Origin of the sequence: Pseudomonas fluorescens HK44 (assembly GCF_000217955.3) — a bacterium.
In the GTDB taxonomy this organism is placed as follows: Bacteria; Pseudomonadota; Gammaproteobacteria; order Pseudomonadales; family Pseudomonadaceae; genus Aquipseudomonas; species Aquipseudomonas fluorescens_AQ.
In genome coordinates, this window is record NZ_AFOY02000010.1 from 35,528 (window position 1) to 53,719 (window position 18,192).

15 protein-coding genes and 4 pseudogenes are annotated in these 18,192 nt (G+C 59.7%); 8 read left to right on the forward strand and 11 right to left on the reverse strand.

What is annotated here, in order from left to right:
• Positions 1-21: 21 nt before the first annotated feature.
• Positions 22-777, reverse strand: a complete 756-nt coding sequence (locus HK44_RS30470; RefSeq protein WP_431357327.1) for a methyl-accepting chemotaxis protein — start codon at positions 775-777, stop codon at positions 22-24.
• 102 nt (positions 778-879) lie between these two features.
• A pseudogene (locus HK44_RS30475) lies at positions 880-2,169 on the reverse strand (HAMP domain-containing protein); the annotation flags it as partial.
• A gap of 264 nt (positions 2,170-2,433) precedes the next feature.
• Between HK44_RS30475 and HK44_RS10350 the strand changes: the two are divergent.
• From HK44_RS10350 to HK44_RS30485, 3 genes and pseudogenes are all read left to right on the forward strand, one after another.
• A pseudogene (locus HK44_RS10350) lies at positions 2,434-2,658 on the forward strand (Na+/H+ antiporter NhaC family protein); the annotation flags it as partial.
• 107 nt (positions 2,659-2,765) lie between these two features.
• Positions 2,766-3,590, forward strand: a pseudogene (locus HK44_RS30480) (cache domain-containing protein); the annotation flags it as partial.
• A 102-nt stretch (positions 3,591-3,692) separates the two neighbouring features.
• A complete protein-coding gene (locus HK44_RS30485) occupies positions 3,693-4,448 on the forward strand; it encodes a methyl-accepting chemotaxis protein (RefSeq protein ID WP_371917732.1) in 756 nt (251 codons plus the stop codon).
• A gap of 288 nt (positions 4,449-4,736) precedes the next feature.
• On the opposite strand, the pseudogene HK44_RS10360 reads toward HK44_RS30485, so the two are convergent.
• Together HK44_RS10360 and yegQ are read right to left on the reverse strand one after the other, a co-directional pair.
• Positions 4,737-5,762, reverse strand: a pseudogene (locus HK44_RS10360) (IS110 family transposase).
• A 176-nt stretch (positions 5,763-5,938) separates the two neighbouring features.
• A complete protein-coding gene (gene yegQ, locus HK44_RS10365; protein WP_019692819.1) occupies positions 5,939-7,264 on the reverse strand; it encodes a tRNA 5-hydroxyuridine modification protein YegQ in 1,326 nt (441 codons plus the stop codon).
• Between the two features lie 162 nt (positions 7,265-7,426).
• On the opposite strand from yegQ, the gene HK44_RS10370 reads away from it, so the two are divergent.
• Positions 7,427-8,488 (forward strand): AI-2E family transporter, encoded by a 1,062-nt coding sequence (locus tag HK44_RS10370; RefSeq protein WP_019692818.1) that lies wholly within the window; start codon positions 7,427-7,429, stop codon positions 8,486-8,488.
• On the opposite strand, the gene HK44_RS10375 is transcribed toward HK44_RS10370, so the two are convergent.
• The 3 genes from HK44_RS10375 to HK44_RS10385 all read right to left on the reverse strand — a co-directional run bounded on the left by HK44_RS10375 (position 8,485) and on the right by HK44_RS10385 (position 9,550).
• The gene (locus tag HK44_RS10375) at positions 8,485-8,667 is read right to left on the reverse strand and encodes a hypothetical protein (RefSeq protein ID WP_019692817.1); all 183 of its coding nucleotides are present in this window, start codon (positions 8,665-8,667) and stop codon (positions 8,485-8,487) included. The two genes, HK44_RS10370 and HK44_RS10375, sit on opposite strands and share 4 nt — an antisense overlap.
• A 106-nt stretch (positions 8,668-8,773) precedes the next feature.
• Positions 8,774-8,968, reverse strand: coding sequence for a hypothetical protein (locus HK44_RS10380; protein ID WP_019692816.1), 195 nt, complete (start codon positions 8,966-8,968; stop codon positions 8,774-8,776).
• A 264-nt stretch (positions 8,969-9,232) separates the two neighbouring features.
• Entirely contained in the window at positions 9,233-9,550 is a 318-nt protein-coding gene (locus tag HK44_RS10385; RefSeq protein ID WP_019692815.1) for a hypothetical protein, read from the reverse strand.
• A 247-nt stretch (positions 9,551-9,797) separates the two neighbouring features.
• On the opposite strand from HK44_RS10385, the gene HK44_RS10390 reads away from it, so the two are divergent.
• Positions 9,798-10,616, forward strand: a complete 819-nt coding sequence (locus HK44_RS10390) for a shikimate 5-dehydrogenase (RefSeq protein WP_019692814.1) — start codon at positions 9,798-9,800, stop codon at positions 10,614-10,616.
• Between the two features lie 27 nt (positions 10,617-10,643).
• Here HK44_RS10390 and HK44_RS10395 read toward each other — a convergent pair whose 3' ends face one another.
• Together HK44_RS10395 and HK44_RS10400 are read right to left on the reverse strand one after the other, a co-directional pair.
• Positions 10,644-11,291: a YceH family protein gene (locus tag HK44_RS10395; protein WP_024264842.1), complete on the reverse strand. Its 648-nt coding sequence runs from the start codon at positions 11,289-11,291 to the stop codon at positions 10,644-10,646.
• Between the two features lie 250 nt (positions 11,292-11,541).
• Positions 11,542-12,468 (reverse strand): universal stress protein, encoded by a 927-nt coding sequence (locus tag HK44_RS10400; protein ID WP_019692812.1) that lies wholly within the window; start codon positions 12,466-12,468, stop codon positions 11,542-11,544.
• A 671-nt stretch (positions 12,469-13,139) separates the two neighbouring features.
• On the opposite strand from HK44_RS10400, the gene HK44_RS10405 reads away from it, so the two are divergent.
• Together HK44_RS10405 and HK44_RS10410 are read left to right on the forward strand one after the other, a co-directional pair.
• Positions 13,140-14,378 (forward strand): MgtC/SapB family protein, encoded by a 1,239-nt coding sequence (locus HK44_RS10405; protein WP_019692810.1) that lies wholly within the window; start codon positions 13,140-13,142, stop codon positions 14,376-14,378.
• A gap of 138 nt (positions 14,379-14,516) precedes the next feature.
• The gene (locus tag HK44_RS10410; RefSeq protein WP_019692809.1) at positions 14,517-15,440 is read left to right on the forward strand and encodes a universal stress protein; all 924 of its coding nucleotides are present in this window, start codon (positions 14,517-14,519) and stop codon (positions 15,438-15,440) included.
• A gap of 53 nt (positions 15,441-15,493) precedes the next feature.
• On the opposite strand, the gene HK44_RS10415 is transcribed toward HK44_RS10410, so the two are convergent.
• Positions 15,494-16,057, reverse strand: a complete 564-nt coding sequence (locus HK44_RS10415; RefSeq protein WP_019692808.1) for a GNAT family N-acetyltransferase — start codon at positions 16,055-16,057, stop codon at positions 15,494-15,496.
• A gap of 226 nt (positions 16,058-16,283) precedes the next feature.
• Here HK44_RS10415 and HK44_RS10420 point away from each other — a divergent pair, with 226 nt between their 5' ends.
• On the forward strand, positions 16,284-17,204 hold the full coding sequence (locus HK44_RS10420) for a universal stress protein (RefSeq protein ID WP_019692807.1): 921 nt from the start codon (positions 16,284-16,286) through the stop codon (positions 17,202-17,204).
• On the opposite strand, the gene HK44_RS10425 is transcribed toward HK44_RS10420, so the two are convergent.
• Positions 17,194-18,177 carry a zinc-dependent alcohol dehydrogenase family protein gene (locus HK44_RS10425; protein WP_019692806.1) on the reverse strand — a complete coding sequence of 328 codons (984 nt, stop codon included), beginning with the start codon at positions 18,175-18,177 and terminating at the stop codon, positions 17,194-17,196. The two genes, HK44_RS10420 and HK44_RS10425, sit on opposite strands and share 11 nt — an antisense overlap.
• Positions 18,178-18,192 lie beyond the last annotated feature (15 nt).

The window sequence follows — 18,192 nt, forward strand, 5'->3', positions numbered from 1 at the left end:
CCCTCGCCACAAGGTTGTGGATCAAACCCTGAACTGATCCATCAAACCCTGCTGCTGGTTCGCCAGGCTGTTCAACGACTGGCTGACCCGCGCCGATTCATTGGCCTGCCCCGACAGCGATTCCGTCACGTCACGAATGGTCGCCACGTTGCTGTTGATCTCCTCGGCCACCGCGCTCTGCTCTTCGGCGGCACTGGCGATTTGCAGGTTCATGTCGGTAATCACCGTGACCGCGTCGCCGATCTGCCGCAGGGCGGTGACCGCCTGGCTGACGTGCTCGACGCTACTCTGAGCCTGGCGATGACTGTTGTTCATCGAGCCGACCACGTCTTGCGTGCCGCTTTGCAGTTGCTCGATCACCTGACGGGTTTCTTCCACCGACTCTTGCGTACGGCGCGCCAGGTTGCGCACTTCATCGGCGACCACCGCAAAACCACGCCCGGCTTCACCGGCGCGGGCCGCTTCGATGGCCGCGTTGAGCGCCAGCAGGTTGGTCTGTTCGGCGATGGCGCGAATCACCTCCAGCACCGAACCGATCTTCTCGCTGTTGGCGGCCAGGCCTTCGACCTGGGTCATCGCCGTGTTCATGTCTGCCGCCAGGCTGTCGATGCTGGCGGTGGTGCGGTCGATCACGGTCAGGCCCTGACGAGTCGCCTGATCGGCATCGCGCGCCGCCTGAGCCGCTTGGGCGGCGCTGCGGGCGACGTCCTGGGCGGTGGCGCTCATTTCATGGGACGCGGTGGCCACCTGATCGACCTGACGGTATTGCTGCTCCATGCCGGCGCTGGTCTGGGTGGCGATGGCTGACGATTGATCCGCCGTGCTGCGCGCGTCCTGCACCGAGCGTTTCACTTGCGCGATGATCGGTTGCAGCTTGTCGAGGAAGCGGTTGAACCAGCCGGCCAGTTGCCCGAGCTCGTCTTGTTTGTCGTAGGCCAGACGGCGGGTCAGGTCGCCTTCGCCGCTGGCGATGTCTTCCAGCATGCGCGCCACGCCAAGAATCGGCCGGGTCACACTGCGTGCCATCAACCACACCAGCAACAAGCCGATAACCGCCGCCAAAACGCCGAGGCTCAGCTCGATCAGGGTGCCGGCGGTGTTGCGTTCGTCGAGTTGCTGCTTCAGGGTTTCGGCGGGGCCGACCAGGACTTTTTCCGGCACGTCGAGCAACACACCCCACGATTTTCCACCGGGAATCGGCTGGAATGGCGACAGTACTTTGAGCAACTGGTTGTTATGCAGGCTCTGGGTCTGAGTGCTGGCGGCAAGCCTGCGGATCAGCTCGGCACCGCTGTCCTTGTCCACGCTGTCCAGGCGCTGGCTGAGTTTACTGGCGTCCGGGCTATAACCGGCGAGCAGGCCGACGGGGCTGAGGATGCTGACGCTGGTCTGGCCGTCATAGAGCTTTTTGCTGGCTTGCTGGCTGACCGCTTGCAGGCTGTTGAGGTTGATGTCGACTGACAGCGACGCGATGACCTTACCGTCGACCAGCAGCGGGAAGACGATGCTGGTCATCAGCACGTTCTGGCCGTCGATTTCATAGAAATAGGGTTCGATCACGCACGGCTTGAGGGTGGTGCGCGGACAGGTGAACCAGGCGTTGGCAGGTTCGCCACTGGGGCCGGCGCTGGTGTCGGCCATGTCGCTTTCCGGCAGCGCCATCGAGTTCAGCTTGCCGGCGGTCGGCTGCGACCAATACAGGGCGAAGCGGCCCTTGTCGTTGCTGCCGATTTCTTTCTGGCCGCTGAACAGTTCGTCCTTGCCGTCCAGTGCATTGGCTTCAAACACCAGCGACAGGCCGAGCAATTGCGGATTGGCTTGCAGCGCGGACTTGACCTGACGGGTCAGGTCTTCACGCAGGTCGAAGGCATCGAGGAAGCGTTTCTCGGCCTGCTCGCGCAAAAACAACACCTGGCGCGCGAAACCGTGTCCATATTGGTAGGCGTCCATGAACTGCTGGCGAATCCCCAGCGCCTGAACTTCACCCTGTGCCTCGATACGGGCTTGAGCCGCTTCGGTGAGCATCTCCATGCTCGAGGCTTTTACCAGCTCCGAACTGTGATCCATGCGATACAGCGAAAGACCGACCAGCAAGGTGACGATGCCGGCCAGGCACAGCCCGGCGAGCAAAGTGATTTTCCATTGAATGGAAAGTTGTCTGAGCGACATGGGAGCGTCCTTTTATTCGATAAATATCTGAGACTTTGCACTGTAGCGGCCACGTTCCTCCTTTCTTTATCCATTCGAATAAATAAGAAATCGCACAAATCTGTGTTGGTTTTGACACGCCAGGCCCGCTGCGGCGCAGTGCGCGCCCTCTCATAAAACCCTCTCTTCAATCCGCCGTCGGCTCATGCAGCTGGCTGGACGGACTCATCCTGTTTGCGGCGGATTTACCCGTCGCCATGTTTTGAGGTAACGATGATTAATGCAGTAATTGCCGCGGTCGGCGTCATGCTGGTGCTCAGCCTGTCCCGCGTGCATGTGGTGATCACGCTGATCGTCGGTTCAGCAGTGTCCGATTCGACCCTGGGCCCGACCTCCGGTCTGAATATCGACGGTCAGCATCACCATATCCGGGACACCGTGGTCCCGACGTTTTTGCACTACAACCTGCCGTTGCTGGCGTTTGGCTGGGTGGTGGCGATGGTGTTGTAACGAATTGACCGCGTCGTTTTCATTACCGACAAGCCTGCGCCTACAGTTTTGCGCAAGCCAGCCGTTAATGCTTTAACCACACCCATACTATCCAGAGTGAACAACACATGCGCCTGAGCCTTAAAGCCAAAGTCTTGTCCCTCGCCGTCCTCCCGGTTTTGCTCTTTGCGCTGGTGATCAGCCTGACCACTGCATTCATCTTGCAAGAACAGGCCCGTAAAGAAGTCGAAGAAACCCGTCAGCGTTTGATGAACGATGCCCAGGCCACCCTGCAAAGTTATGTTGCTGTGGCGATGACGGCGATCAAGCCGCTGTATGACGCCGCAGCGCCTGGCGATGAGGCGGCTCGCGCGCAAGTGGTCAAATTGCTGTCGAGCATCAGCTACGGCAAGGACGGTTACTTCTTCGGTTACGACTCCAACACCGTGCGCCTGTTCAAATCCAACAGTCCGGAAGGCGTCGGCCAGAGCTTCAAGGACAACCGCGACCCGAACGGTGTGTATGTCAACCGTGACCTGGTGAAAGTCGCCAAGGACGGTACGCACTACCTGCGATACAGCTCGCCGTTGCCTGGCGACAGTAAAGTCCAGGTGCCTAAACTGGGTTACACCGAATACCTGCCTAAATGGGACATGGCCATCGGTACCTCAGTGAATCTCGATGGTATCGAAGCCCAGGTCGCAATGGTCGAGGCCAAGGTTCGCGATCGCACGGAAGGCGTGGTGCTGAGCATCGTCGGCATCGCGGCGGTGGTAGTGCTGGTGATCGCTGCGGTCGGTCTGTTTGTGGCCAATACCATTTTGCGCCCGCTGCACCTGATGAAGGCCAATCTGGACGACATCGCAGCAGGCGAGGGCGATTTGACGCGCCGACTGGCGATTACCTCTCAAGATGAACTGGGCGAGCTGGCCGGTTCGTTCAACCGTTTTGTCGACAAGATTCACGGCCTGGTGCGGCAGATTACCGAGATGACGTCGCAGCTGACCGGGCTGGTCAATCAGGTCTCCGATCAGGCCCAGCGTTCGGATCAGGCCATGGAACGCCAACGTCACGAGACCGATCAGGTGGCCACGGCGATCAACGAGATGTCGGCGGCAGCGCAGGAAGTGGCGAAAAGCGCCCAAGGCGCTGCGGTTGCGGCCCAGCAAACCGACGAAGAAGGCCAGGCGGCCAAACGCGTGGTCGCCGGGAGCATTTCGCAGATCCATGCGCTGGTGAAAGATATTCGCAGCAGCGGGGTCTCACTCGACAGTTTGCAGCAGGACGTGTCGTCGATTGTCAGCGTGCTGGGGGTGATCCGTTCGATTGCCGATCAGACCAACCTGCTGGCGCTGAACGCCGCCATCGAAGCCGCTCGCGCCGGTGAGGCCGGGCGTGGCTTTGCGGTGGTCGCCGATGAGGTGCGCGCGCTGGCCAGTCGCACTCAGCAAAGCACTCAGGAAATTCAGGGTATGATCGACCGCTTGCAGGCTGGCACACAGTCGGCGGTCGACGCCATGCGCCGTTCAAGCGAGGCCGGTGACGGCACCTCGGCCCAGGCCAATCAGGCGGGTGCTTCGCTGGACACCATGGCCCAACTGATTGGCACCATCAATTCGATGAACGCACAGATCGCCAGTGCCGCCGAAGAGCAAACCGCAGTGGCCGAAGAGATCAATCGCAGCGTGCATCAGATCGCCGTCGCCGTGGACAGCGTCGCCGACGAAACCCAGCTCGGCGCGCAAACCTCCCGCAGCCTGGCGGATTTGGGCCAGCGGTTGGGTAAATTGGTTGGGCAGTTCAGGATCTAAGCGACTAACAGACCGCTATCGCGAGCAGGCTCGCTCCCACATCTATGGTTACCCCCTTTTCTGCAATACTGTTTTTGATGCGTGTTTGGCTTGCTTTCATCTATCCGGCGTCTGTGTGGGGTGGCAACCCCGCGCCTCGATGAGAATCGATGCCTAACGATCCTAATTATTCGAACGGCCTTTCAGCCGTGTGGGAGCTCAGGGTTGTCGTCAGGCCGGTTAGCCGTTCACGTCATCTGTTATCCAGCATCGCAAAACCAGGTGGGTGGTGCTCGGGTGACAGCAGGGTCAGGCGTTCATCGCGGTTGGCCCTGCATCAAATTCAGTGTGGTGGGCCAGCAATCGCCCAGGCGATCCTTGCCAGCTTGTTGGCCAGCGCGCAGACCACATGGTTGGAGTGATGGTGGGCCAATAGCTGCCGGACCCAGTCCGCCAGCCAGCCTTTCTGTCGGTCCAGTTGCATCAGGTAAACACGGGCACATTGGACAAGCAGGCGCCGCTGGTTGCGATCACCTCGCTTGCTGATGCCCAGCAGGACGGTCTTGCCGCCCGTAGAATGCTGTTTGGGTATCAGCCCGATTGAGGCCGAATAGCCTCGGCCGCATTTGAACTGCTTGCCATCGCCCAATTCGGCAGCCAGGACGCTGGAGGTGATCGGGCCTACGCAGGGCATGGTCATCAAACGAGCCGCCAGATCATCTTCGGCGGCCTGGCATTCCACTTCCTTGTCCAGCGTCTTGATCTGCCCATCCAGATAGGTGAAGTGCTCCTGCAACCTCGTCAGAAGTTTTTTGATGGGCACAGGAATTGAACTCGCTTCAAGCCGAGCGGGCAGTTCTTTGATGGGCTTGAAGCCTGTGGCCAGACTGACGCCGACCTCCAAAAGCGCTGCGTGAATCCGATTGACGGTCGCGGTGCGCTCTTTGATGAACGAATCGCGTGTCGAGTTGAGCATGGCCAGCAGCTGCTGAGCCTGGGTTTTGGGGTGTACAAAGCGCATTGTTGGACGAGTCGCCGCCTCGCAGATCGCCTCGGCATCAGCGAAGTCGTTTTTGTTGCTTTTCACGTAAGGGCGTACGAGATGCGGGGCAATGAGCTTGGGCGTATGTCCCAGCTTCGCGACCTCCTGCGCCATGAAGTGGGCTCCGCCGCAGGCTTCCATCACAACGGTGCAGGGTTCGAGATTCATCAGGTGCTGCATGAGCGCCGCACGAGTAAACTTTTTGCGGTAAACTCATGACCACGATCATCTTGCGCGTGTAGATGGAAAGAGTGTTTTCCCAGATCGATGGCGGCAATAGCTACTTTGTTCATGGCAACGGTCTCCGATGAGCCCCCTGCGAAAGCTTAGTGGGCGATCACAGGGGGCGGCGGGGGTAGCCATTTCATTATTGATTGATGGCGTTGTCGCAATTTGCGGCAGTGCACAAATCTACTGTGGGAGCGAGCCTACTCGCGATGAGGCCCGCCCAGGCCCCCTCAATTGCGGGTTAATCCCCACACACATCGCGCATCAACAACCCGAACTTCAAATCCACCGCATCCGGAATTGGCAGATACACGGTGTGCCCGTCCCCCGGCGCCACTTCAATCGCTTCGCCTTTGGCGCTTTGCAACTGATGCAAATCGAAGTGGAAATTGCCTTTGGGCGTCATCAATTCCATGTGATCGCCCAAACCAAAGCGGTTCTTCACCTTGACCTCGGCCAGCCGATCACGGCGCTCACCGGTCAGTTCGCCGACGAACTGCTGTCGCTCCGATACCGAGCTGCCGTTCTGGTAGTTCTGGTACTCGTCGTGCACATGCCGACGCAGGAATCCTTCGGTGTAGCCACGCTGGGCCAGGGATTCGAGGTCGGTCATCAAACTACGGTCGAACTCGCGACCAGCCACGGCATCGTCGATGGCGCGGCGGTAGACCTGAGTGGTCCGGGCGCAGTAAAAGTGCGATTTGGTCCGGCCCTCGATCTTCAACGAGTGCACGCCCATCTGCGTCAAGCGAGCGACATGCTGCACGGCGCGCAGGTCCTTGGCGTTCATGATGTAGGTGCCGTGCTCGTCTTCGAAGGCCGGCATCAGTTCATCGGGGCGGTTGGCTTCCTGTAGCAAAAACACTTGATCGGTGGGTGTGCCGATCCCCAGCGTTGGCTCCGGGATGAACGTCTGAACGATCTCGCCCACGGTGTTTTCCGTGGCGGGCTGTGCGGAGTATTTCCAGCGACAGGCATTGGTGCAGGTGCCCTGATTGGCATCGCGCCGGTTCATGTAACCCGACAGCAGGCAGCGCCCGGAATAGGCCATGCATAGCGCGCCGTGAACGAACACTTCCAGCTCCATGGCGGGGACTTGCTGGCGGATCTCGGCGATTTCTTCCAGCGACAGCTCCCGTGACAGGATGATCCGGCTCAGGCCCTGTTGCTGCCAGAACTCGACGCTGGCCCAGTTCACCGTGTTGGCTTGCACCGAAAGGTGAATCGGCATCTGCGGGAAATGCCGGCGCACCAGCATGATCAGCCCGGGGTCGGACATGATCAGCGCATCCGGGGCCATGGCGATGACCGGCTCGATATCCTTGAGGAAGGTTTTCAGCTTGGCGTTGTGCGGGGCGATGTTCACCACCACATAGAAACGCTTGCCCTGCGCCTGGGCTTCGCGGATACCGAGGGCCAGGTTGGCATGATCAAACTCGTTATTGCGCACGCGCAAGCTGTAGCGCGGCTGGCCGGCGTAGACCGCATCGGCGCCATAGGCGAAGGCGTAACGCATGTTTTTCAGGGTGCCGGCAGGGGCAAGCAGTTCAGGCGTGGCGAGGGACATGAGGGGCTCGATCACAAAAGCTCGCGAGGGTAGAGCAGTCGCGCTAGGCGTTTATTGATCTGGATCTATGCCGGGTGAAAAAAGGAGGGCACTCGGGCGCGTGGTGGCTGACTAACCTAGAACAGGCAGTCAGTGTCTGCGGGTTACTGGTGGGGAGCGGACATGAACCAAACCGTTGTGCGAGACAGATCGCTGCTGGTGCTGCTGGTGTGGGTGACCGCCGCGTTCATCTGGATACTGCTGCCGTTCTACGGCGCGGTGTTCTGGGCAGTGATTCTCGGCATTGTCTTCGCGCCCTTGCAGCGTCGGCTGCAAGTGAAGTTTGGCTGGCACCGCAACCTGACGGCGCTCTCCACCTTGGGTATTTGCCTGGTCATTGCCATTTTGCCGGTGATCATTACCAGCGTCCTGTTGGTACAAGAGGGGGCGACCCTCTACAAGAATATCGAGAGTGGCCAGTTGGACATCGCCGGCTATCTGGCGCAGTTCAAGCACAGCCTGCCGCCGTACTTTCAGCACCTGCTGGACCGCTTTGGCATGGGTGAACTGAGTACTTTGCGCGAGAAAATCGTCAAGAGCGCGATGCAGGGCAGCGAGTTTTTCGCCAGTCAGGCGTTCAGCTTCGGCCAGGGCACTTTCGAGTTCATGATGAGCTTTTTCATCATGCTCTACCTGTTGTTCTTCTTTCTGCGTGACGGTGCCGAACTGTCGCGCAAGGTTCGCGCGGCGGTGCCATTGGCGGAACACCAAAAGCGCCGCTTGCAGCTCAAGTTCAACCGCGTGGTGCGAGCCACGGTCAAAGGCAACCTGCTGATGGCGATTGCGCAAGGCGCGCTGGGTGGGTTGATTTTCTGGTTTCTGGACATCCCCAGTGCATTGCTCTGGGCGGTGATAATGGCGTTTCTGTCGCTGTTACCCGCGGTGGGGGCGGGGATTGTCTGGGGGCCGGTGGCGGCCTGGTTCCTGCTCAGCGGCGCGATCTGGCAGGGTGTGGTGCTGGGGGTGTTCGGGGTGTTCGTAATCGGTCTGGTAGACAACATTCTGCGTCCGATCCTGGTGGGCAAGGACACCAGGATGCCGGACTATCTGGTCCTGGTTTCGACCCTGGGCGGTCTGGCGATCTTTGGTCTCAATGGTTTTGTCATTGGGCCGTTGATCGCCGCGCTGTTCATGTCAAGTTGGGACTTGTACATCGAAACCAGGCCACGCGTGCAGTTGCCTTAAGCGCCCAGCGCGTAGGTGCCGATACGTTGCGACAGGGCCTGGGCGGCGGGCAGTGAAGTGAGCGGGCCACTGATCGCGACGCCGTCCTGAACCAGATACCAGCAGGCGAGCAATCCCAGCTCTCTGAGCGGTGCGGGAACGGCGCTACCAATAACGGACATGATCTGAACCTTGGGCATAAGTACCTCCATCAATCTATGGAGCTACCTTACTGACCCGGCGGTTCAACGGAAAATCAACGTGCTCGATAGTGGACATTGACGACAACGTGGCGAATGGCCGCTGTCAGTCGACGACCTGGTCGAGCATGTTCATCATTTCATGATCATTGAGCAGGCCTTTACGCACCAGGTTTTCGGCGAGCAGCGAGAGAAACTTGGCGCTGCGATGGCCTTCCAGGTGTTTGAGCTCGGTCAGTGCGTTATAGACCTTGCTTGAGGTACAGAGTCCTACAATGCGGTGCGGGTTTTGCGTGGGCATAAGGGGCGTCCTTGTTTTTATGAACCGTTTATTACGGACAATTCAAAGCTTGCGGAACTGTCATGACATAAATATGACGGTTATTGCACACAAGCCAGGGCATTCGTCGGATCAATCATGCCAAATTTAACTGCAGTCACTGTCCCGGTAGCGACCTTGGCGAGATTTATTCAGACATAGTTCGACGGCTGAAACGAAAACAGGCCCCGTCGAGACGGAGCCTGTGTTGAGTAACCTGCAGTCGTTAAATTACCAGCCCGGGCCTTAGTAGCGAGGCTGAATGTAGTACCCCGGTTGTGGCGGGACGTAAACCGGTGCTGGCTGGACATACACCGGCTGCGGTTGAACGTAGACTGGCTGCGGTTGAACGTAGACCGGTTGTTGTTGTACGTAAACCGGACGCTCGTTGGACATGACTGATCCCGCGACCACCGCGCCTACCACCGCGCCGACGGCGAGCGGTGCACCCCAGCCCCAGCCGCCGCCACGGCCATGACCATAATAGTAGCCATGGGCTTGCGCCTGTCCTGCGACAGCAAATGCACCGATCAGCAAGGCTATTACAGGGAGTTTGCGGATCATGATAATTCCTCGTGTTTTCGCCCCAACGCGCTTGAGCCTTCAATAGATCCAAGGATAGTTGCGGGGATAACTCTAAGACAGCGTTTTTTGGCGAATCTGCGACGCGTCAGAGTAAATATTGTGTAAGGTCTGTACCGGCATCTTTACCTTTACATGCCAGCCGGGCCAGAGGCCTCGCTATGATCCGATAAACCCGATGGTCTGGCCAATCCCGTCCATCTGAAAGTGCAATTCGAAGGAGATATACATGCTGATGAACCCGAACAAAGACACCCAACTGTGTATGTCACTGTCTGGGCGCCCCGGGAATTTCGGCCTGCGTTTCCACAACCATTTGTATGAGCAACTGGGCCTGAATTTCTATTACAAGGCGTTCAGCAGCCAGGATCTGCCGGGGGCGATTGGCGGAATTCGTGCCCTGGGTATTCGCGGCTGCGGCGTATCGATGCCCTTCAAGGAAGCCTGCATCGCACTGGTCGATGAACTGGACGCGTCGGCGCAAGCCATTGCCTCGATCAATACCATCGTTAACACCCACGGTCACCTCAAGGCTTACAACACCGATTACCTCGCCATCGAGCAACTGCTGAAAACCCATGCCGTGCCGAAGGACTCGACGTTCGCCTTGCGCGGCAGCGGCGGGATGGCCAAAGCGGTGGCCAGCGCCTTGCGTGATGGCGGCTATCAAAACGGCCTGATCGTGGCACGTAATGAAAGCGCCGGTCGCGCCTTGGCCGACTCGCTGGGTTATCGCTGGCAGGCAGAACTTGGCAGCGAGCGTCCGCGGGTGTTGGTCAATGTCACGCCGATTGGCATGAGCGGTGGTGCGGAGGCCGATCAACTGGCCTTTGACGCTGACGCCATCGATTACGCGGAAACTGTCTTCGATGTGGTGGCGATCCCCTCGGAAACGCCACTGATCGTGCGCGCTCGTGCCGCAGGCAAACGGGTCATTACCGGGCTTGAAGTGATTGCCATTCAAGCGCTTGAGCAGTTTGTGCTGTACACCGGCGTGCGTCCCAGCGATGAGCAGTTCCACAAGGCCGTGGCGTTCGCCCGCAGCTGATCAGGCGCTGCGGGGCAGGGGGTAGGGTTACTCGAGGCGCGCCAGGCGCTCTTCGAGAGCCGCAATCCGCGCTTCGAGTTCTTCGATGCGCTCCACCGACACACCGCTGCTGGCGCCACGCTCCGCCGGGTTCTGGCGGGCGGCGAGGATCGCTTCGATATCCGCCGGGTCGCCCAGTGCGTGCATGTAGCGGTCTTCGCGCTGGCCCGACTGGCGCGGCAGCAACAGCGCGAGACTGCGGGCAATCAAGCGTTCCAGTTGATGGACAACCTGTTCGGCATCTTCGAAGTCGTGCATGCGGCTGCTGCGTGTCAGCAGTTCATTGACCGTCTGCGGACCGCGTAGAAACAGCAAGCCGGCCAGAATAACCTGGGCCGGCACCAGCTCCAGCGCCTTGTCGAGCCGATGCTCCCAGCGATCGGCGCGGCTGCCCATGACCAGCCGGGTGAAGCCTCGACCTTCCAGGGCGCGCAAACTTTGCCCGACCTGGCCCTGGCTGAGGTTCATCACCGGTTCCCGGCTGGTTTTCTGGTTACAGGCGATGACCAGCGCATTAAGGGTCAGCGGATAGGTCTCCGGGCTGGTCGCCTGTTTTTCGATCAAAGAGCCGAGAATGCGCAGCTCCGTGCTGCTCAGCCGCGGTGCATCGGTGGACGTCTCTGGTTCTGTGCTCATGCTTTCCGGGCCCTTGCTAACCGTTACTTCCATAGTTGACTCCCTAATTTAGCAACAGACCCTTGTTGGCGGGTCAGATCGCTCCCCCCTTCACGTCGTTCTGTCTGACGTCCAGAACCCGGTTCGTAGCGAGCAGAACCTCGTTGGAGGAGGCGAGTGCGGCAATCTTAGCGCACTGTTGCTCACTCTTCTGATGGAGACACGGTTCTTCTCGCCCTCGGCCCAGCGATCGTAGAGCGTGCTGCCTGCCTCACTCATCAAGTTCTTCGGGCGAGACGATCCATACACTACAGGGCATTTTGTACAACAGGCTTTCTGCCGTGCTGCCGACCAGCCGGTCTATCCCTCGATGGCTGACCCGCCCCATGACAATAACATCGACCTGATTGACGTCGGCATAGTTGACCAGGACCTTGGCCGGGTTTCCCATGATCATGTGACGCTGTTGCGGCGGGATGCCGTTGCGCTCGGCCAGTTCGCTGAATGCCTCCCCCTGAGCGTCGAACAGGGTCTTGGCTTTGCCTGAAGAGAAGAAGGTCGAAACGTTGTTGAAGTCGAATTCATCGGCACTGATGGAGGAAAGGTCATAGGCATAGACGACGTCGATCTCGGCATTGCAGGTACTCGCCAGCTTGACCGCTTCGTGGAGTATCCGGTCGTTCAAGCCCTGGTACTGTTTATCGCGATGGAAGGGATCGACCGCTGCAACAACCTTGCGAGGCAAGGCATGAATGGCGTTACTGACGAAGTGCAGCGGTACTGGGCACTCGCGCAGCAAATGCACGTCGAGCGGTGTGAACATCAGCCGCGAGAGCAGTGATTCGTGTTGCAGCGCCTTGATCAGCAACTCGATCGGCTGTTCGTTGAGGTGGATCAGAATTTCCTGCAGCGGGCGTTCGACCCAGACCACTTCGGTGGTGACCTCCAGGCCAATCTTGCGCAGGGGCCTGGCCTGTTCCTCCAGCCACAGGCGGTGACGCTCGATATAACCCAGGCGCATCTCTTCGCGGGCCTGGTCGTTGACCAGGCTGGCGGTCGCCAGGCCTTCCAGGTAGTCGAAAGCCACGATGTGCAGCGCTGCACCTGCGGCCTTGGCCAGTGCGGCGGCCCTGTCGAAGGCCGGGCTGTGCTGCATCAGCGGCGAGACGATCAGCATGAAACGTGATTGACCAGACATGACAAACCTCTCCTGGGTAGACACAAAGTCGGCGGCTGTACGGTAGGCACGATGAGTTGTCAGCTCCTGAAACCATGGCCTGATCGTGTCGCTGGCCGGGTGCCCGAGCTTGATCTGTGTCAAACCGGCGAGAAGCCGGTCTTGTCGTCCGACATACGGTCGCTTGCTGCACCTCCAATCTCCTGATTATTGACCATGATCAATCTCTCGTCCGCGAACCCGGCGCAGTCTGAAATTTGTACGCATTTCACGCTTGCGTACAAGGCAGGAGCGATCGTCTGCCGTCATTCTCAGCGGCCAAAGCAAGGTCGTGTTACGCCGTGATGGAGTGTTTGGACGCCAGGACGCATTACCCGCAGACCCGATTGCGAGGCTTGATCCGAGGCCGGCTATGATTATTGAGATATCAGAACAACTGGCAAGACACCGTTGGCTCGTACAGATGGATGCGTGGGAGGTGGGTTTCGACAGTCGGGATGAAGCAGAGGCGTTCGTCAGGCAACTCAAGGCGCGCCTCAATGCGCCGCATGCCTGGCCGGCAAACACTGTCACCAAGCCATTGACCCGACACCCCCCCGGCGCTCGATCCGACCCGGCTGTCGAGCAACGGGTGCTGACTGACCTCGCGAGATAAGCGCCGGGGTCAGGGGGGATGACCGGGTGCGTATCCAATGAGTGAAACCTTCGGCCTGACCAATGCAGCCGCTGCGCTGGGCATCGGCATGCTGGTCGGTCTTGAGCGCGAGCGCCATAAGGGCGGGGGCGACAGCCGTGCCTGTGCCGGGTTGCGGACATTCGCGATCACTGCGCTATTGGGCTATATCTCCCCGCAGGTTGGCGGCGGTCTGCTAGTGGGGATCATCGCGATCTGTGTGGCGCTGCTGCTCACCGTGGCTTATTGGCGAAACCTTGAAAAGGATCCCGGCATTACCAGTGAAGTGGCTTTGCTCACGGTGTTGGTACTGGGGGCGTTGTGCGGCACCGCGCCGGAGCTGGCCACGGCCATTGGCGTGGTGATGGCGGGGTTGCTGGCTTATCGTCAGCGGTTGCATCACTTCGCGCACAATCAGTTGACCGAAGCGGAAATTCGCGACGGTCTGGTGCTGTTGGTCGCCGCACTGGTGGTGCTGCCACTGGCGCCGGATCGCTTCATCGGGCCCTATGCCGCAATCAATTTGCGCACCATTTGCACCTTGACCGTACTGTTGATGACGATAGGGGCGGTGGGGCATATCGCGGTTCGCACCCTGGGCACCCGCTACGGTTATCCGATCAGCGCAATCGCTTCCGGGTTCGCGTCCGGTACGGTGACCATTGCGGCCATGGGGCATATCAGTGCCAGAGAACCGGCGCACATCAAAGTCCTGAGCGCCGCTGCGATGCTGTCCAATCTGGCGACCGTGATTCAGGCGGGCTTGATCCTGGGGGCGGTCGATCCCGGTTTGCTGCGCAGCATGTGGGGGCCGTTGCTATCCGGACTCTTCGTCACGGCGTTGTATGGCGTTTGCTTGATGTTTCCCGGATCGACAGGGGACGGCAACGAGCCGATCAAGGTCGGTGGTGCGTTCAATCTCCGGCTGGCCTTGATCGTGGCACTGGCCATGACCGGCATTACCTTCCTGTCTTCTGCAATGCTGAGTCACTTTGGCCAGGTGGGTGTGATGCTGACGACGGCCCTCAGCGGTCTTGCCGATGCCCACTCTTCAACGGCGTCCATTGCCTCTCTGGCCAAGGCCGGTCAGCTTCCCTACGATGCCATTGCCGGCCCTGTGCTGATCGCGGTGAGTAGCAACTCGCTGAGCAAATGTGTGGTGGCGTGGGTCAGTGGCGGTCGCCGGTTCGCCGCCTATGTCATCCCGGGTCAGGTTTTGATGACGGCGGCGATGTGGGCGGGCACCTTGCTGCACTGAAGCGTTCGATGCAGGTCGTATCAATCGAGGTCCTGCAAAGAGCGCATAGAGCTGATAAAGATCAAGTCGCCTGCACCCGAAACGTTCAATCTAAAGTCTCACTGACCGCATTGAAATGGCCGAGCGCCGAGGTGTCTTATGTCGCAGACTCAACGTTTATTGCTGATTGCCCCACCCGCGATGACCCGTACTCCGGCGTTCGAACGCGCTACGGCCCTGGCTCTGGCGACGCAATTACCCTTGCATATCGTGGCGTTCGATTACATCGAAGCCTTGGCGGTGGCCGGTCTGTTCGCCCCCGGGCAAATACGGCAAGCTCGTGATGGCTACCTGGAAAGTCATCGACAATGGCTTGAGCAGCAAGCCGACCTGGCGAAGAAGCACGGAGTCGAGGTCACCAGCGAGGTGGTCTGGGTCCAGCACCCCTATGAAGAGATCCTTCACTTCGTCAACGAGATGCCTCTGGCCCTGATCATCAAGGACGCTCAGGAGGAGTTCGCGTTGAAGCGGATCTTCTTTACTCCGCTGGACTGGCAGTTGCTGCGCGATTGTCCGGTGCCGGTGCATCTGGTCACCAATGCTCGCAACCCACGGCCGCACAAGGTTCTGGCGATAGTCGATGTGTTGCGCAGTGACGACCAGGACCTGGTGTTCAACGATCAGATTATCGACGCGGCAGTGAAGCTGGCCGAACAGTGCAACGCCCAGCTTGATTTGGTGCACGTGTATGACTGGGCAGCGGTGTACGCCACGGACATGGGCGTTGGTGCGTTGCCCCTCGCGACCGGCATCTACGAAGCATTGGGAGAGGCGCAACATGAGGTATTTGCGGCCCTGGCCGAACGCCATGGCGTGCCGGCCGATCGTCGCCACTTCATTGAAGGCGCGCCCTTGCAGAGTATCTGCGAGTTTGCGACTGATCATCAGATCGATGTCATCGTCATGGGAACGGTGCACCATAGGGGCTTGAGCAAACTCTTGGGCAGCACCGCCGAACATCTCTTGCACAGGGCGCCGTGCAGTGTGCTGGCGATCAAGCCGGGCGAACAGGTGCTGTCGTAAGTGTTGAGTCGCCCCTTGGCGCGCCAGTGTCTGGTGCTCCAAGGGGCGTTTTTTTACAGCATGAGGCGGTGAATGACCTGGCGGGAATCGTCAGGATCGTTATGGACTTCAAATCCCAGGGCTTTTGCCAAATCGCGCATGGGGGCATTGCTTGAGGCATCAACGGAATACATCTGATGGAAACCGTTTTTGCGGGCCGCCCTGATCAAATGCTCCATCAACAGCGTACCCAGCCCCAGGTGCTGCCATTCATCGGCGACGGTGATCGCGCATTCGCATTCATGTTCGGCGGTGGCGGCATAGCGACTGACGCCGATTTCGATCAATTTACCGTCTTCGTGGACCAGCGCTATGTAAGCCATGCGTTGCTTGCAGTCGATGTCCATCAACTGGTCGAGCATGACTTTACCGGGTTCGTTGATTTGCGCCAGAAAGCGCATATGACGCGATTCCGGGGACAGGCGTTTGATGAACGCGTATTCGCGCTCGCGGTCTTTATCCGTCAATGGCCGGATCAGTACATGCCGACCGTCCCTGAGCGCTTCAATCCAGTAGTTCCCGCTGACAGCGGCATAGACAGCCGCTGCCCGTTCGTTGTGGTCTTTGACGGTAAGCATGATGTGATCCTCCGTTGGGCGTAAAAAGCTCGCGTGTGGCATGAGTTCACACGTGTTGTTGTACTTTTTACGCCGCTGACGGCACTCGAATCTGATCTGGATCAGACACTCGGCATGGGCGTCCTTAAACGCTCGGGTTTGATGTAAATCAACCCGACCGAGGGGGCAGTGAGCGCAGTCTAGGAACATGCCGGCGGGATGGACCGGCGCCGAGCCGAGGTGTGTGATGGGGCAATATCAACGTTTACTGCTGATCGCCGACCGAACCCTGCATCAATCGCCAGCCTTGCTGCGCGCGGTCGCCCTGGCCAAGGCGAGTGGGGCGGTCTTGCACGTGTGTGCCTTTGTCGAACCGGTGCCAATCGTTCATTTGTGGGATGAAAAAGTCGATGAGGCGGCGTTTCAGAGCTATCTGCGTCGCTACCGCCGCTGGATGTCGGAGGAAATCCAGCGGCTGAGCGGTGAGGGGCTGAAAGTCTCGATGGAAGTGGTCTTCACCACCCATCCGCTGCTGGATATCCTGAAGCATGTCGAGGAATTCAAGCCTGACCTGCTGATCAAGGACGCCACGCTGGAGCCGGTGCTCAAACGGGTATTCATCACACCACTCGATTGTCACCTGCTGCGCGAGTGTCCGGCGCCTGTGCACCTGGTCAACCAGGCCCGTTACGGTTTGCCTCATCGGATCGTGGCGGCAGTGGACCCCTTCGACCCGCAAACCCAGATCAGTGGCCTCAACGACACCATCATTCAAACCGCAAACGCCCTGGCCCTGCAGTGCGATGCACCGCTGCATTTGCTGTACGCCTATGACCTGTCGCCAGCGTTCAATGGCGATGCACCGTTGGTCAGCGGCGGCTGGAGCGTGGATTACATGGAGGAACTGCGTGAATCCTTGCACCTGGCATTTGTGACCCTGGCTGACCGCTACGGTATACCGCCCGAACGCCGGCACTTTGTCATGGGCCAGCCGGTTCGGGCATTGACTGAGTTTGTCGAAGAGTACCTGGCCGACGTGGTGGTGATGGGCACCGTGCACCGGGTCGGGCTGGATCGGTTGATTGGCAGCACCACTGAGCGGGCGCTTTACTCTATGCCTGGCAGCATTCTGGCGGTCCGGTCACCCGGTTTGGCGGTCAGGGGGTGAGCACGATGGCGCCTTTGACCTGACCGCTCCTCAGGTGCGCCAGCGCTTGATTGGCATCGTCCAGTGCAAAGCAGGTGACATTGCTGTGCACGGGCGTGTGCCGGATCTCTTGAAAAAACGCCGTGCCGTCTTCGCGCGTCAGGTTGGCCACCGAACGTACGCTGCGCTCACCCCAGAGCAGACGATAGGGAAATGCAGGGATGTCGCTCATGTGGATGCCGGCGCATATCACACAGCCACCCTTGACGGTGGCCTCCAGCGCCACCGGCACCAGCGCACCGACGGGGGCGAAGATCACGCTGGCGTCGAGCAGGTGTGGCGGTTTCTGGTCCGAGGGGCCTGCCCAGGCGGCACCCAACATTCGGGCATACGCCTGGCCTTCGTTGTCGCCCGGTCGGGTGAAAGCGTACACCTGCTGCCCTCGACCCAGCGCCACCTGGATCGCCAGATGCGCGGCGGCACCGAACCCGTAGAGGCCCAGATGGCGTGCGGTTTTTGCCATTTGCAGCGCCCGAAAGCCGATCAGCCCGGCGCACAGTAACGGTGCGGCTTCAGTGGCCGAGAGCGTGTCCGGAAGGCGAAAGCAGAAGCGCGCGTCGGCCACGGTGTAGTCGGCGTAACCGCCGTCCAGATGGCAACCGGTGAACTGCGCCTGATCGCAGAGGTTCTCCCGGCCCGAGCGGCAGAACTCACATTGCCCGCAGGTCGATCCGAGCCAGGGAACGCCGACTCGCTGGCCGATCCAGTCGGGCGCAACGTCAGCCCCCACGGCGGTCACTTCCCCGACGATTTCATGCCCCGGCACTCGCGGCAGTGTCGCTTGCGGCAGCTCGCCATCGACCAGGTGCAGGTCGGTGCGGCATACGCCACAGGCCAGGACTTTGATTAACAGTTGCTGAGCTTCAGGTGTCGGGATCGCGCGCTCTTCCCGTTGCAGTGGCTGGCCAGGAGTCTGTAGCACCATGGCGCGCATGACGATTCTCCAGAA